The sequence below is a fragment of the Streptomyces sp. NPDC014733 genome (genome assembly GCF_043083385.1).
GTDB lineage: Bacteria > Actinomycetota > Actinomycetes > Streptomycetales > Streptomycetaceae > Streptomyces.
The window spans coordinates 42282-56606 of the sequence record NZ_JBIBYO010000008.1 but is presented as its reverse complement, the minus strand read 5'-3'; the positions used below and the strand labels follow the sequence as shown (position 1 = coordinate 56606).

At 73.5% G+C, this 14325-nt stretch carries 14 protein-coding genes; 8 read left to right on the top strand and 6 right to left on the bottom strand.

Going from position 1 to position 14325, the window contains the following annotated elements:
• Nucleotides 1-34: 34 nt before the first annotated feature.
• The 5 genes from ACF1BH_RS19580 to ACF1BH_RS19560 form a co-directional block, all read right to left on the bottom strand.
• Entirely contained in the window at nucleotides 35-670 is a 636-nt protein-coding gene (locus ACF1BH_RS19580) for a lactate utilization protein C (RefSeq protein ID WP_391643720.1), read from the bottom strand.
• Nucleotides 667-2232: a lactate utilization protein B gene (locus tag ACF1BH_RS19575; protein WP_391643718.1), complete on the bottom strand. Its 1566-nt coding sequence runs from the start codon at nucleotides 2230-2232 to the stop codon at nucleotides 667-669. The genes ACF1BH_RS19580 and ACF1BH_RS19575 overlap by 4 nt, the downstream gene beginning before the upstream one ends.
• Nucleotides 2229-2996, bottom strand: a complete 768-nt coding sequence (locus ACF1BH_RS19570) for a (Fe-S)-binding protein (RefSeq protein WP_391643716.1) — start codon at nucleotides 2994-2996, stop codon at nucleotides 2229-2231. The genes ACF1BH_RS19575 and ACF1BH_RS19570 overlap by 4 nt, the downstream gene beginning before the upstream one ends.
• 186 nt (nucleotides 2997-3182) lie before the next feature.
• A complete protein-coding gene (locus tag ACF1BH_RS19565) occupies nucleotides 3183-3950 on the bottom strand; it encodes a FadR/GntR family transcriptional regulator (protein WP_391643714.1) in 768 nt (255 codons plus the stop codon).
• A gap of 174 nt (nucleotides 3951-4124) precedes the next feature.
• Nucleotides 4125-6209: a hypothetical protein gene (locus ACF1BH_RS19560; protein ID WP_391643712.1), complete on the bottom strand. Its 2085-nt coding sequence runs from the start codon at nucleotides 6207-6209 to the stop codon at nucleotides 4125-4127.
• Nucleotides 6210-6760: 551 nt separating this feature from the next.
• On the opposite strand from ACF1BH_RS19560, the gene proB reads away from it, so the two are divergent.
• From proB to ACF1BH_RS19535, 5 genes are all read left to right on the top strand, one after another.
• A complete protein-coding gene (proB, locus tag ACF1BH_RS19555; RefSeq protein ID WP_391644069.1) occupies nucleotides 6761-7837 on the top strand; it encodes a glutamate 5-kinase in 1077 nt (358 codons plus the stop codon).
• Between the two features lie 274 nt (nucleotides 7838-8111).
• The gene (locus ACF1BH_RS19550) at nucleotides 8112-8618 is read left to right on the top strand and encodes a hypothetical protein (RefSeq protein ID WP_391643710.1); all 507 of its coding nucleotides are present in this window, start codon (nucleotides 8112-8114) and stop codon (nucleotides 8616-8618) included.
• A gap of 208 nt (nucleotides 8619-8826) precedes the next feature.
• Nucleotides 8827-10095: a glutamate-5-semialdehyde dehydrogenase gene (locus ACF1BH_RS19545; protein ID WP_391643708.1), complete on the top strand. Its 1269-nt coding sequence runs from the start codon at nucleotides 8827-8829 to the stop codon at nucleotides 10093-10095.
• A gap of 67 nt (nucleotides 10096-10162) precedes the next feature.
• Nucleotides 10163-10753, top strand: coding sequence for a hypothetical protein (locus ACF1BH_RS19540; RefSeq protein WP_391643706.1), 591 nt, complete (start codon nucleotides 10163-10165; stop codon nucleotides 10751-10753).
• Between the two features lie 81 nt (nucleotides 10754-10834).
• Nucleotides 10835-11956: a hypothetical protein gene (locus tag ACF1BH_RS19535; RefSeq protein WP_391643704.1), complete on the top strand. Its 1122-nt coding sequence runs from the start codon at nucleotides 10835-10837 to the stop codon at nucleotides 11954-11956.
• Here ACF1BH_RS19535 and ACF1BH_RS19530 read toward each other — a convergent pair.
• A complete protein-coding gene (locus ACF1BH_RS19530; RefSeq protein WP_391643702.1) occupies nucleotides 11919-13031 on the bottom strand; it encodes a M48 family metallopeptidase in 1113 nt (370 codons plus the stop codon). The two genes, ACF1BH_RS19535 and ACF1BH_RS19530, sit on opposite strands and share 38 nt — an antisense overlap.
• Before the next feature lie 132 nt (nucleotides 13032-13163).
• Here ACF1BH_RS19530 and ACF1BH_RS19525 point away from each other — a divergent pair, with 132 nt between their 5' ends.
• From ACF1BH_RS19525 to nadD, 3 genes are all read left to right on the top strand, one after another.
• Nucleotides 13164-13349, top strand: a complete 186-nt coding sequence (locus tag ACF1BH_RS19525) for a hypothetical protein (protein WP_391643700.1) — start codon at nucleotides 13164-13166, stop codon at nucleotides 13347-13349.
• A 153-nt stretch (nucleotides 13350-13502) separates the two neighbouring features.
• A complete protein-coding gene (locus ACF1BH_RS19520) occupies nucleotides 13503-13652 on the top strand; it encodes a hypothetical protein (RefSeq protein WP_391643699.1) in 150 nt (49 codons plus the stop codon).
• Between the two features lie 51 nt (nucleotides 13653-13703).
• Nucleotides 13704-14315 carry a nicotinate-nucleotide adenylyltransferase gene (nadD, locus tag ACF1BH_RS19515; RefSeq protein WP_391643698.1) on the top strand — a complete coding sequence of 204 codons (612 nt, stop codon included), beginning with the start codon at nucleotides 13704-13706 and terminating at the stop codon, nucleotides 14313-14315.
• Nucleotides 14316-14325 lie beyond the last annotated feature (10 nt).

Sequence of the window (14325 nt, the reverse complement as noted above, 5' to 3'; positions counted from 1 at the left end):
CTCCTCCCGGGGCCTTCGGCCTGCCGCGGGCCGGTCAGACGTCGGTCCGGATGATCACGTCCAGGGTGCGGGGCCCGTGGACGCCCTCGACGCGTTCCAGCTCGATGTCGGAGGTGGCGGACGGGCCGCTGATCAGCGTCGTCGGCCGCTCGGGGGCGAGCCGGGCGACGGCCTCGGGGACGCCGACCACCACGCTCGACAGATCGACCACACAGACGTGCAGGTCGGGGACGAGGGTGAGGGCCCGGCGGCCCTGGTCCGGGGAGCCGTCGAGGAAGATCGTGCCGGTCTCGGCGCAGCTGACGGCGGAGGCGGTGACCACGCCGTCGAGGGCGTCCAGCGCGGGCGGCGCCACCGCCGCGTCGTCCTCGCGGACCTCCCCGTCGTACGCGGCCAGCCAGGTGCGGTCGAGTCCGGCGGGGATGCCGACGAGGCGGGCGCCGCGGGTGGCGAGGACGGTGGCGACGGTGGCCGCGGTCTCCTCGGCGGTGCAGGGGTGGACCTCGGCGCGGTAGTCGACGAGCCGGTCGGTGAAGAGCGCCAGCCGGTCGGCGTCGGGGAGGGCGCGGCCGGTGCGGTAGGCGCGGGGGACGGTCACCTCCGGGGCGGGGGCGAGCGCCAGGGCGTCGCGGATCCGGCCGAGCACCGTCTCGCGTGCGGTCGTGGTCACCGTTCCTCCTCGGGGGTGTCGGGGGTGTCGGGGGCGGCGGCCCGCTGCCGGGCGCCTTCGGCGGCGGCGTCGCGCAGGGCGGCGGCGCCCTCGTCCGAGGCCAGCCAGGAGCGGAAGGTGTGCCGGGGCGGGACGGGCGTGTCGCGGCTCTCGCTCCAGCCGTTGAAGGGCGGCGGCAGGTGGGAGATCGTGCCGTCGCGGCCCCCGGCGACCCGGCCGAGGCGGGCGGCGTGCTGCGCGGCGGTGTAGACCTTGGGCCGCTTCATCACCCCGGCCGCCGCCTTCATCGCCAGCTTCTCCGCGGTCGTACCGGACTGTTCGGTCTTCTGGTGGCGCAGCTCGACCAGGAGCGACGGGATGTCGATCTTGACGGGGCAGGCGTCAAAGCAGGCGCCGCAGAGGCTGGAGGCGTACGGCAGCGAGCTGTTGGGGTCGTCCTTGGCGGCGTGCATCCCGGCGAGCTGCGGGGTGAGGACGGCGCCGATCGGGCCCGGGTACGTCGAGCCGTAGGCGTGGCCGCCGGCGCGTTCGTAGACCGGGCAGACGTTGAGACAGGCCGAGCAGCGGATGCAGTTGAGCGCCTCGCGGCCGACGGCGTCGGCGAGGGCGGCGGTGCGGCCGTTGTCGAGCAGCACGAGGTGGAAGTCGCGCGGCCCGTCGCCGGGGGTGGTGCCGGTCCACATCGAGGTGTACGGGTTCATCCGCTCGCCGGTGGAGGAGCGCGGCAGCAGCTGGAGGAAGACCTCCAGGTCCTGGTAGCGGGGGATGACCTTCTCGATGCCCATGACGGTGATCAGCGTCTCGGGCAGCGTCAGGCACATCCGGCCGTTGCCCTCGGACTCGACGACGGCGAGGGTGCCGGTCTCGGCGACGCCGAAGTTGGCGCCGGAGACGGCGACCTTCGTCGTCATGAACTTCTCCCGCAGATAGGCGCGGGCGGCGGCCGCCAGATGGGCGGGCACGGCGTCCAGCTCCGGGTCGACGCCGGGGATCTCCTTGAGGAAGATCTCCCGGATCTCGTCGCGGTTGCGGTGGATCGCCGGGACGAGGATGTGCGACGGCTTGTCGTGCGCCAACTGCACGATCAGCTCGGCGAGATCGGTCTCGTACGGGGTGATGCCGCGGCTTTCGAGATGTTCGTTGAGGCCGATCTCCTGGGTGGCCATCGACTTGACCTTGATGACCTCACGGCTGCCGGTCGCCTCGATCAGCTCGGTGACGATCGCGTTGGCCTCGACGCCGTCGCGCGCCCAGTGGACGGTGCCGCCGCGCTCGGTGACCTTGCGCTCCAGCTCCTCCAGAAGGTCGGGGAGGCGGTTCATGGTGGCGGTCTTCAGCGCGGATCCGGCGTCGCGCAGCCGCTCCCAGTCGGGGAGTTCGCCGGTGACCGCGAGCCGCTTGGCGCGGATGGTGTGGGTGGCCTTGCCGAGGTTGCGGCGCAGCTGGTCGTTGCGCAGCTCGTCATGGGCGGCCTTGGGGAAGCTGCGGTCGCCGCGGAGATTGCCGGCGCCGTAGGGGGCGCGGGGCGGGGCGGCGGGCATGCCCAGGAAGGTGCGGCTCATCGGACGGCCTCCGTCGGGACGTACGGCGCGGTGCGGGTGGCGGCGAGGATCTGTGCGAGGTGCAGGGTGCGGGTGCCGGACCTGATGCGGGAGAGTCCGCCGCCGATGTGCATCAGGCAGGAGGAGTCGCCCGCGGTGCAGACGTCCGCGCCGGTCGAGGTGAGGTGGCGGACCTTGTCGTGCAGCATCGCCGTGGAGGTGTCGGCGTTCTTGACGGCGAAGGTGCCGCCGAAGCCGCAGCAGGCGTCCGCCTCGGGCAGCTCGACGAGGTCGATCTCCTCGACGGCGCGCAGCAGCCGCAGCGGCTTCTCGCCGACCCGCAGCATCCGCAGGGAGTGACAGGTGGGGTGGTAGGTGACCCGGTGCGGGAAGTACGCGCCGACGTCGGTGACGCCGAGCACGTCCACCAGCAGTTCGGAGAGTTCGTACGTCTTCTCCTTGACGGTGGCGACCCCGGCGCGCAGCGCGGCGTCGCCGTAGCGCGCGGCGACGATCTCGTGCTGGTGGCGCACCGAACCGGCGCAGGAACCGGACGGCATCACCACCGCCTCGATCGACGCGTCCCCGAACTGCTCCGCGAAACCGCGGACGAGGGGGACCGGCTCGCGCTGGTAGCCGGTGTTGACGTGCATCTGGCCGCAGCAGGTCTGCTCCGGCGGGAACACCACCTCGTGCCCGAGACGGGTGAGCAGCAGGGCGGTGGCCTTCACCGCGTCCGGGAAGAGCGTGTCCCCCAGGCAGGTGGCGAAGAGTCCGATACGCATGGAGCGCCTCCCACAGAGTTTTACGGTCCGACCATTCTAGCGTCGGTCCGGAAGTGAGGGCAGGAGGCGGCGCCGAGCAGGGTGCCGGGATACGCGTACGCCGGGACGCGGGCAGGCCGGGCAGGCCCCGGGAGACAGAAATGCCCCGGCCGGGGACGGGCCGGGGCAGGGGTTACGGATCTCGGGCTACGCGCCCGCGCCCTCCGCAGCGCCGGGGACGGGCCCGTCCGCGCTCCCGTCGGCGTCCACCAGCGTCCCGTGGAAGCCGCGGATGTGGCGTTCGGCGAGGTCGGCGGCTGCCGTGCCGTCGCCCGCGCGGACCAGCCGGAGCAGTGCGGTGTGGTCGGCGTTGAGGGCGGCGGCGGTGGCCGGCCAGTCCTCGGCGGCCTCCAGCGCGCGCAGGATCAGCGGACGGACCGACTCACGGACCGCGGAGGTGAGCGTCGAGGTGAGGTCGTTGCCGGAGCTGCGGGCGATGGCGACGTGGAAGCGGGTGTCCAGGTCGTTGAAGTCCGCGGGGGACAGACCCTCCGCGCCCAGCCGCGCCAGCAGCTCCTCGGCCTCCGCCAGCGCCTCCGGCGCACCGTGGCGCGCCGCCGCCTCGAAGCTGGAGCGCTCCAGCGTGACCCGGGCCTCCAGGACGTCGGAGAGGCTGTAGCTGCCGAGCGCGAAGTGCAGCCGCAGCAGCCGGCCCAGCGCATCGTCCGGATGGCGCACGATCCGCGCCCCCGCGTCCGCGCCCCGGCCCGCCTGCGCGACCAGCACCCCGATGGTCTCCAGCACCCGCAGCGCCTCGCGCAGCGCCGAGCGGCTGACCCCGAGCACCGGCGCCAGCTCCCGCTCCGGCGGCAGCCGGTCCCCGGCCTTCAGCTCCCCGGCGAGCACCTGCGCCTCGATGCTCTCCAGCACCAGCTCATGCGTGCGGACCTGCCGCACGGGGCGCCACTCGGCCATCGGAATTCCCTCGGCTCGCTCTCGTACCGGACCGGCGACTGTCGCCTGCGGATGTCCCTCACAGTCTATGGTCCGACCGTGCACGGACGGCCGCCGGGAGCGGGCGCCCGGGAAGGCCGAAGGGGCCCGCCGTCGGCCGGCGGGCCCCTTCGGACCGGTGTGTCGGACCGCGGCTCAGACCGCCGCGGGCGCCTCCGGGGTGCCGGGCTCCGCCTCGGCCGCGGCCGCGGCCTCATCGTCCTGCGCCCGCTGACCGGGGATACCGGCCAGACGCCGCTCCATCCGCGCGCGGCGGGCGTCGGCCGCGGCGCCGAGGGCCAGCGCCGCCTGGTTGAAGCGGACCGACGAGGGCGGGTCCGACGGGCCGAGCAGGTGCTCCTTGAGGGCGGCGCGCTCGGCCGCGAGGGTGTCCAGCTCGGGGTTGCGGACGCTCTCCAGCAGCCCGGCGACGCCGTCCGCCGCGGGCGTGAGGATCGTCGCGGCGCGCACCGTCGGGAAGTTCGTGCGGAACTCCTCCTCGGTCATGCCGGAGGTGTTGGCGACCGCGTACGGCTTCTCGCTGGTGAGGTAGTCCGAGACCACGCTGGAGACGTCGCTGATCAGCACGTCCGCCGCGTTGAAGCAGCCGAAGATGCCGGGGCGGGCGGTGGTGATGACGAGGTGCTCCCACTCCGGGAAGGACGCGAAGTAGGCGTTCTCCCAGGCGTCGGAGGCGGCTGCGACGGCGGCCGCGCGGCCCTCGGGCGGCGTGCCCTGCAGCCGCATCCGCTCCAGCTCGTCCGCGCTCTTACGGAACGACGAGGTGGTCAGCGCGTCCAGCTCCGCCTCCCGGCGGTCCAGCTCGGCCGCGGCCTCCGCGCCCGGACGGTCGCCGCCGCGCCGGGTGTTGGCCTCCGCGATCATCGCCTGGATGCGGACGTTGGCGGCGCCCGCCTTCGGGTCCACCGAACCGGTCATCGGGTGCGGCTTGTAGAGCAGCCGCACCTTGGGGTCGGCCAGCAGCTCCCGGACGATGTTCTCGCCGGCCAGGATCACCGAGGTGTTGCCCGGGTTGCCGTCCCAGCCCTCCCAGGTCGGGGCGTACAGCACCGTCGTCATCCGGTCCGCGGCGGGCGCGCCGGTGTACGGCAGGATCGGCGCCAGTTGCGGGCGGCCGACCTCGACGACGTCCTTGTCCTCCACGCCGATGTCGGCGAGCTGGTAGCGGTCCCGGGCCGCCGGACCCGCGACCCACACCTCGTCGTACGCCTTCGCGTACGGGTTGCAGGACGACAGCTTGTCGCTCTCACCGTGGTTGATGAAGGCGTGCTTGATGGAGGGGATGCGCAGGATCTGCGAGGTCTTGCCGGAGTTCGCCGGGTGCAGCAGCAGCTTGAGCGCGGAGTGCTCCAGGCGCATCAGGTTGGCGACCTTCGGGATGCAGACGATCGGGATGTCCGTCGCCTCGATCTTCTGCACCATGAACCGCTCACGGAGCACGATGATCGGCTTGCCGTCGAGGCCGGCCAGCGTGGAGAGCCACATGTTGGCCTGGTACGCGGAGGTCGCGCCGCCGGAGAAGTACATCCCGACCGTCGGCTCGTAGGCGGCCAGCCACCGGTCCAGCCACTCCAGCGCGCGCGCCTCGCCGAGGACCCGCTTCTTCGGCATCAGCCAGGTGCCCAGGTAGACCGAGCCGCCGATCGACAGGAGCAGCGAGACGGCCAGTCCGACGCCGCCCCAGAACGCGTCGGTGGTGATCGCGGTGACCATCATGCCGACCGTGGTCGGCACCGAGAAGCGCAGCAGCCGGCGGCCGGTCTGCCGGGACAGCAGCCGTGGCGGCGCGTCGGACAGTCCCAGCGCGCTCGCGTCGACGTTCCGCGTCACGAACGGCAGCGCACGGCTGCGCCGCACCAGCACCGCGAGGGCCTGGCAGACGAAGTGGGTGCCGTAGAAGACCAGCAGCGCGATGGTGAGCGGCGCCTGTTCGACGAGCGGGTTGATGCCGTCGATGTGCAGCAGGCCGACCAATATCAGCATGTCGCGCAGCAGCTGGCGGACCGTGACGTCGAAGCGGACCCGTCCCAGCACCGCCAGCAGCCCGGGCTGCTTGTGCTGGAGGAACAGGTCGAGCCCGAGGTTGACCACGGATGCGACGATGAACAGCGGTATGACGGGCAACAGCGCACCGAGAAGCTGGGCGATGAAGGCGACCATCATCGCGAGCAGCGCCGCGAGCTGTACGGCTCGGCGGGGGGCGATTCCGGCGGAAGGCACGGGGAAGGGCTCCTGGCAAGCAAAAAGAAAGGTCAGGTGACGGCCGAGGGGGCGGCCGGGCCCCGCGCTGCGACGCGCCAGGGCGTGCCCTGAGGCGGGGGAAACGGGACCGGTGGACACCCGACCGTATGACCTTGTCGGCTCCGGTGACAATCTGCTGTGGTTCTCATCACCGCGAATACGGACCAAACGCGCGCAACCTCAAAGGCGCCATCACCGTCTTAACCGACTTGTCGCAGCCATCCGTTGCGCCAACGCCCTTGCCGCGCCCGGCCGTCGCGCCCGGCGGCGCCCGGCGTGAGCGGAAGCACACCGTGCCCGCCGCCCGCGCACACCGTCCACCGCGTCGTCCATCAGGCGAAACCACCACGCACCGGCCCCGCCCGCTGCCGTAGATTGCCTGCACCGGACGGTCTGCGGGCCGTCCCGTACGGCGGTACCGGACGCGAGCACAGGGGTAGCAGGTGGCAGGGGCGAATCAGCGGGCGGCGGCCGACGGGACCTCCGGGGGCGCGGGGCCGCGCGAGGGCGTCGCCGAGGCCCGCCGGGTCGTGGTGAAGGTCGGCTCGTCCTCGCTGACCACGGCCGCCGGGGGACTGGACGCCGACCGCGTCGACGCGCTGGTGGACACCCTGGCGAAGTACCGCGACAAGGAGATCGTGCTGGTCTCCTCCGGTGCCATCGCCGCGGGCCTCTCCCCGCTCGGCCTCGACCGGCGCCCCCGCGACCTCGCCCGCCAGCAGGCCGCCGCCAGCGTCGGCCAGGGCCTCCTCGTCGCCCGCTACACCGCCTCCTTCGCGCGCTACGGCCGCCGCGTCGGCCAGGTCCTGCTGACCAGCGACGACACCAGCCGCCGCGCCCACTACCGCAACGCCTGCCGCACCCTGGACCAGCTTCTGGCCATGGGCGCCGTGCCGATCGTCAACGAGAATGACACCGTCGCCACCGACGAGATCCGCTTCGGCGACAACGACCGCCTCGCCGCCCTCGTCGCCCACCTCGTCCGCGCCGACCTCCTCGTCCTCCTCTCCGACGTCGACGGTCTCTACGACGGCGACCCCTCCACCCCCGGCACCTCGCGGATAGCGCAGGTCAGCGGCCCCAAGGACTTGGAGGGCATCGAGATCGGCAGCGCCGGGCGGGCCGGGGTCGGCACCGGCGGCATGGTCACCAAGGTCGAGGCCGCCCGGATCGCCGCGGCGGCCGGCATCCCCGTCGTGCTGACCTCCGCGGTGCACGCTGCCGAGGCGCTGGCCGGCGGCCCCACCGGCACCCACTTCCTGCGCACCGGCCGCCGCTCCGCCGACCGCCTGCTGTGGCTGGCCCACGCCTCCACCCCGCGCGGCGCGCTCGTCCTCGACGACGGCGCGGTGCGCGCGGTCGTCGAGCGGAACTCCTCGCTGCTGCCCGCCGGGATCGCGGCGGTGGAGGGCGAGTTCACCGCGGGCGACCCGGTCGAGCTGCGGGACGCCTCCGGCGCCGCCGTCGCCCGCGGGCTGGTCAATTTCGACGCCCGGGAGATCCCCCGTCTGATCGGCCGCTCCACCCGGGACCTCGCGCGCGAGCTGGGCCCCGCCTACGAGCGTGAGGTCGTGCACCGCGACGACCTCGTCCTCCTCGGCCACTGACGCCTCAGCTGCGCCGACGGCCCCGTCCGCCCCACCGGTGACGCCGCCGTCCGGGGCCCGCGGCCACCGGGCGCGGCGGCGCCCGTAGCGGAGCGGCGGGCCCCCTTTCCGCGGGGACCTTCGCCAAAACGCCCCCGCGACGGTCCGTGGACTGGTCCACTTTGTTGCGGGGGCCGCAGGTGAGCGGTGCCCGCAGCACGCCGGGAAAGAACCCACCGATCGGCTCCGCGCCCGCGCGGGGCGATTCGCATCATTCGCAGCACAGGAGGCCGCCGTGGTACGAGGGCGCCCAGGGGCACCGCACCGAGGGACGGCGAGGCCCACACTGACCAGCGTCGGGACCGGCACCCCGCCGGACGCCCCGGCCCGGCCGGACGCCGCCGACCGCACCCGTCCGCACGCCGCACCGCAACCGGCACCGCACACCGGGGACCGCGAGGTCTCCCGGCTGTGGCACGTCACGCTCAGCGTCTCCGGGGCCGACGCCCCGCTGAGCGACGTCCGGCGGGCCCTCGAACAGCTCGCCCACGACCACCCGTTCCTGCTGACCAGCCGCTACGCCAACGACCACGCCGAGATCCGGTACTGGGAGGAGGCCCGCGACCTGCACGACGCCGCCGCCGTCGCGCTCCGCCTCTGGGGCGAACACCGCTCCACGGCGGGCCTGCCGCCCTGGGAGATCGTCGGCCTGGAGGTCATCGACCGCGACACCTACCACCAACGCATCGCCGAGGGTTACGGCCCGCCGCCGGCGGCGCCGGTCGGGGTGCATCCGTACTGAGCCCGGCGGACGGCACGGGCGGTCCGGTCCGCCCCGGTGCGGCGGGCCGCCTCACCCCGGTCCCGGTCCGGCGGGGCGACCTGGCCCGGTCCCGGTCCGGCGGGGCGACCTGGCCCGGTCCCCGGTCCCGGTCCGGCGGCCGCCCCGTCCGTCCCGCTCCGTGAACCACTCCGCGGCCCCGCGCCCCCGCTCGTCTAGTCTTCCGCCCATGACCAGCAGCGCCTCGCACTCCTCACCCGTCCTCGCGACCGCGGCCCGCGCCCGGGAGGCCGCCGCCCTCCTCGCTCCGCTGCCGCGCACCGACCGCGACGGCGCCCTGCTCGCCATCGCCGACGCCCTCGTCGCCCGCACCGACGAGATCGTCGCGGCCAACGCCGAGGACACCGCCAAGGCCCGCGCCGCCGGCACCCCCGAATCGCTGGTCGACCGGCTCACTCTCACCCCGGAGCGGGTCGCCGCCATCGCCGACGACGTCCGGCACGTCGTCACCCTGCCCGACCCGGTCGGCGAGGTCGTCCGTGGCTCGACCCTCCCCAACGGCCTCGACCTGCGGCAGATCCGCGTCCCCCTCGGCGTCGTCGGCATCATCTACGAGGCCCGGCCGAACGTCACCGTCGACGCCGCCGCCCTCTGCCTGAAGTCCGGCAACGCCGTCCTGCTGCGCGGCTCCTCCTCCGCGTACGCCTCCAACACCGCCCTGGTCGCCGTCCTGCGCGACGCCGTGGCGTCCGCCGGACTGCCCGCCGACGCCGTTCAGCTGGTGCCCGGCGAGAGCCGCGATTCGGTCCGGGAGCTGATGCGCGCCCGCGGTCTGGTCGACGTGCTGATCCCGCGCGGCGGCGCCTCGCTCATCCGCACCGTCGTCGAGGAGTCCACCGTCCCGGTCATCGAGACCGGCACCGGCAACTGCCACGTCTACGTCGACGAGGCCGCCGACATCGACATGGCCCTCTCGATCCTCGTCAACTCCAAGGCCCAGCGCCCCAGCGTCTGCAACGCCGCCGAGACCGTCCTCGTGCACGCCGGTATCGCCGACGCGTTCCTGCCCCGCGCCCTCGAAGCCCTCACCCAGGCCGGTGTGATCGTCCACGGCGACGCCGCCTGGCAGCAGGCCGGCCCGGGTCTGGTCGCCCCCGCCACCGACGAGGACTGGGCCACCGAGTACCTCTCGTACGACATCGCCGCCGCCGTCGTCCCCGACCTCGACGCGGCCGTCGCCCACATCCGCCGCTGGACCTCCGGTCACACCGAGGCCATCGTCACCACCTCGACCGCCGCGGCCCGCCGCTTCACCCGGTTGGTCGACTCGACCACGGTCGCCGTGAACGCCTCCACCCGCTTCACCGACGGCGGCCAGTTCGGCTTCGGTGCCGAGATCGGCATCTCCACCCAGAAACTGCACGCCCGCGGCCCCATGGGACTGCCCGAGCTGACCTCCACGAAGTACCTCGTCACCGGCGACGGGCACATCCGCTGATCCCCGCGGGCGAGGTCGTCAACCCCGCTCTCTGCCCAAGCCGCCCGGGCGGAGCTAATCTGGACGCGTGCCGGACGACGCGGGGGGCACGCCGTTCCCGGACGGCGAACAGCCCGACGAGCACGACCACGGGAGCCACGGAGCGGCGGACGAGGACTTCGCCTCCGTGGTCTTCGACGAGGCGTTCGTGCGCGCCGCGCAGATCCACGAACCCTCCGCCGTCGAGCGCCTCGTCGCCGCCGCCGAGGCCCGCGCCGGTCTCGCCGTCGGCCCCGAGCACGAGAGCGGCGACCCCTTCGACGACCCCCGCGGCCAGGACCCGTACGGCGCCGACGACGGCACCTACGCACCCCATGGACCGTACGGGCCCTACGGCGGCGCGCTCCGCCCCTACCGCGGCACCGCCCACTGGCACCGCCCGGTGGCCTGGGTGCTCGCCGTCGTCATGGGCGTCGGCCTCGTCGCCCTCGCCTTCACGGCCGTCCACCGCACCGCCGGCGCCGGCGCCCCGGGGCGGCCACCTGCCTCCAGCGGACCGGACACCCCCTCGGGCGGCCCCCGGCCGGACCCGGCCCGCCCCGGCCTGCCGCCGCCCGCGTCCGCCGGAGCCGTCCCGCCGTCCGCGTCGCCCGTCCCGTCCGCGTCCCGGGCGCACTGATGCCCCCGGAGCGCCCCCGGCGGCCGCACGGCACCGGCTCCCCGACGTTTACGCACCGCCCCGCGGACCTACTCTGGTGATATGAGCGGACGAGGTGACCCTCCCGAGGGGACGCCGGACGGCGCTCCGGGCGGCGAGGACGAGTACCGGTCGATGGTCTTCGACGAGTCGTTCATCCGCGCTGCCCGGCTCCAGGAGAACTCCGCCGACGAACGCCTCGGCGAACACCACGCCCCCGCCGTCCGCCCCCGCCGCCCCTGGATGCGGCTCCCCGGCTCACGCCAGGCGCTGCTGCTGGTCCTGCTGATCGTCATCGCCTTCGGCACCGCGATCTACATGGGCATCCGACACCCGTACAAGGCCGCCGAACCGGGGCTCGGCGCGCAGCCGCTGCGCTCGTCGGTGGTGCCGCTCACCCCGCCGGGCGCGGTGCCGGGCGGCGCCCCCGGCGATCTCTACGCCCACAGCCCGGCCGCCCACTTCCGGTCCGGCGCCGCCGGGGTCACCATCCCGGCGAACACCGCGCGCACCCCGCACTTCTCCGGCGGTCAGGTCGTCGAGGCGCTGCGGCTGGCGAAGGAGTACCTCGTCCGCTCCTCGATCGACCCGGCCACCCTGACCGGCGGCGACGTCCGCTCCGTGCGGCTGCTGCTGGACACCGGGCAGCTCGATCAGTTCGACCGGAGCATGGCGCGCCCCGTGGACGACGGGCGGCACGCGGCGACCGGCTGGCTGATCCGCTTCGACCACGGCACCACGGCCCTCGCGGACCGGAACGTCCGCGTCGACGGCACCCTCGGCGCCGCCGAGAGCGGCCCCGACTCCCTGGACGTCACCGCCGACTACACCTTCGTCTACGCGGTCCGGGCCACCGGCGGCGCCGACCAGCACGCCGCCCACGGCACCGGGAAGCCGGTGCCCGGGGCCTCCTCGCTCTTCACCGTCCGCCGCGAGATCCACTTCCGGCTGGACCGCGAGGACCTCGCCGATCACCGCCTGGAGGTCACCCAGAGCAGTCTCCAGGCCGGACCGATGGCCTGCGCCCCGCAGGCGGACGTCCTGCGCCCGCTGCTGGCCGGCCAGCACGCGGGGGACGCCCGCCCGGCGGGCACCGATCCCTACTCCCGCCGGTGGGCGAACCCCTCGCTCTGCGGCCGGCTCGCCGCTACTTCCCAGCCGACTCCGAGCCACCCGGCCCGCTAGCTCCCTCGTCACCGGAGCCACCGGAGCCACCGGAGCCGCCGGGACGCTGGGCGCCCCGGAAGACGGTGTCCCGCAGTTTGCCGCCGAGATCGCCCGCGCCGCCCGCGATGTCGCGCACCAGGCCCATCAGCGGGTCCTTGCTGTTGCGCACCGAGTCGGCGTAGTGGGACGCGGAGTCGCGGAAGGAGTCGGAGACCGAGGTGTCCTTGTCCTCGTCGCGCCGCGGGTAGTGGCCGTCCATGATCCGCTGGTAGTCGCGGCTGGCCGCCCACTTCTTCAGCTCGGCGGCGCGCACCGTGGTGAAGGGGTGGCTGCGCGGCAGGACGTTGAGGATCTTCAGCACGGAGTCGCGCAGATCGCCGCCGGACTCGTACTCCTCCGCCTGCTCCAGGAACGCGTCGACGTTCATCTCGTGCAGGTGGTTGCCGCCGGCCAGCTTCATCAGGCCGCGCATCGACGCCTGGACGTCCTGCCCGACCAGCAGCCCGGCACGGTCCGCCGACAGCTCCGACTTGCGGAACCACTCGCGCAGCGCCGTCACGATCGCCATCACCGCGACATTGCCGAGCGGGATCCACGCCACCCGCAGCGCCATCTTCGTCAGGAAGAGCAGCAGGGTGCGGTAGACCGCGTGCCCGGACAGGGCGTGACCGACCTCGTGGCCGATGACCGCCCGCATCTCCTCCTCGTCCAGCAGCTCGACCAGACCGGTGGAGACCACGATGATCGGCTCGTCCAGACCGATGCACATGGCGTTGGGCTGCGGGTCCTGATTGACGTACATCGGCGGGACCTTCTCCAGGTCCAGGATGTAGCAGGCGTCGCGGAGCATGTCGTTGAGATGGGCGAACTGCCGGTCGCTGACGCGCACCGAATCCGACAGGAAGAGCAGCCGCAGGCTGCGCTCCGGCAGCAGGCCGCTGAGCGTCTTGAAGACGGTGTCGAACCCGCTGAGCTTCCGCAGCGCCACCAGCGCCGACCGGTCCGCGGGGTGTTCGTACGAACGGGACGAGATACCGGGGAACCGCCTGCGGTCCCGGCTCGGTACGCGCTCGCCGCCTGGGCTCTCCGTCATTGGGGCCTCCCCCTGTTCGACTGCGTGTGATTCAGACTAGAGGACGCCACTGACACCCGATTGGATGCTCGGGCGTACGCTGACGTCGTACCACTTGACCGCACAGTCCCGTACAAAACGGAGCGCCCCGCCATGACGATTCCGAGCGTGCTGCTCGCCGCTTCCGACGCCGCCGCGACGGCCGGTGCCACCGGCGTCTCCCACGCCAACGACGGCCCCGGGTGGCTGCTGCGCGGCACGATCATCGTCGGCGTCCTCGGCGCGATCCTGCTCGCCTGGTTCCTGCTGCGCGGCTACGGCGACTCGGACGGCAACTGACCGACGCGGCGCGGGAGGTGAGGTCGCCGGGTACCGCGCCGGGCGGCCGTCCGCACCGGTCCCCGGCGGAGTCGCCGTGAGCCCGCGCGGGCCCGCCGCTTACGATGTGGCGGAAGTCTCTGCCCGCCCCCAGCCCGGATTGGTCCCCCGACGATGAGCCTGCACACCTCCGCACAGTCCCTGGTCACCCTTGCCGAAGGGGGCCAGCACAACAGCCTCAACCCGCTCGTGACCGGCGGCGGCGCCTTTGTCGTCCTGCTCCTCCTGCTGGTGATCACCACCCGCTTCAACCGGGACCGCTGAGCCCGGTACCCGGCCTCCGGCACGGCGCGGCGCCCAGTAGGGTCTGCACGCATGGGAGAGCACACAGAGCCCGTGAAGCGGCGACTCGGAGTGATGGGCGGGACGTTCGACCCGATCCATCACGGACACCTTGTCGCCGCCAGCGAGGTGGCCAGCCAGTTCCACCTCGACGAGGTCATCTTCGTCCCGACCGGGCAGCCGTGGCAGAAGAGCCACAAAACGGTGTCCCCGGCCGAGGACCGGTACCTGATGACGGTCATCGCGACCGCGTCGAACCCGCAGTTCTCCGTCAGCCGCATCGACATCGACCGCGGCGGCAAGACGTACACCATCGACACGCTGCGTGACCTGCGGGCGCTGCACGGCGACGCCGATCTGTTCTTCATCACCGGCGCCGACGCGCTGGAACAGATCCTCACCTGGCACGACGCCGAGGAGCTGGTCTCCCTCGCGCATTTCATCGGCGTCACCCGGCCCGGCCACGTGCTGGCCGACCCCGGGCTGCCCGACGGCGCGGTATCCCTCGTCGAGGTGCCCGCGCTCGCCATATCCTCCACCGACTGCCGGGCGCGCGTCGCCCAGGGCGACCCGGTCTGGTACCTCGTGCCCGACGGTGTGGTGCGCTACATCGACAAGAAGCAGCTCTACCGCGAGAACGGCTGACGGGGCGGAT

Coding starts and splice junctions, on each gene's coding strand:
- ACF1BH_RS19575 (WP_391643718.1), bottom strand. CDS start 2,232: ATGAGCCGCACCTTCCTGGGCATGCCCGCCGCCCCGCCCCGCGCCCCC.
- ACF1BH_RS19570 (WP_391643716.1), bottom strand. CDS start 2,996: ATGCGTATCGGACTCTTCGCCACCTGCCTGGGGGACACGCTCTTCCCG.
- ACF1BH_RS19565 (WP_391643714.1), bottom strand. CDS start 3,950: ATGGCCGAGTGGCGCCCCGTGCGGCAGGTCCGCACGCATGAGCTGGTG.
- ACF1BH_RS19545 (WP_391643708.1), top strand. CDS start 8,827: ATGACCAGCAGCGCCTCGCACTCCTCACCCGTCCTCGCGACCGCGGCC.
- ACF1BH_RS19535 (WP_391643704.1), top strand. CDS start 10,835: ATGAGCGGACGAGGTGACCCTCCCGAGGGGACGCCGGACGGCGCTCCG.
- ACF1BH_RS19530 (WP_391643702.1), bottom strand. CDS start 13,031: ATGACGGAGAGCCCAGGCGGCGAGCGCGTACCGAGCCGGGACCGCAGG.
- ACF1BH_RS19525 (WP_391643700.1), top strand. CDS start 13,164: ATGACGATTCCGAGCGTGCTGCTCGCCGCTTCCGACGCCGCCGCGACG.
- ACF1BH_RS19520 (WP_391643699.1), top strand. CDS start 13,503: ATGAGCCTGCACACCTCCGCACAGTCCCTGGTCACCCTTGCCGAAGGG.
- nadD (WP_391643698.1), top strand. CDS start 13,704: ATGGGAGAGCACACAGAGCCCGTGAAGCGGCGACTCGGAGTGATGGGC.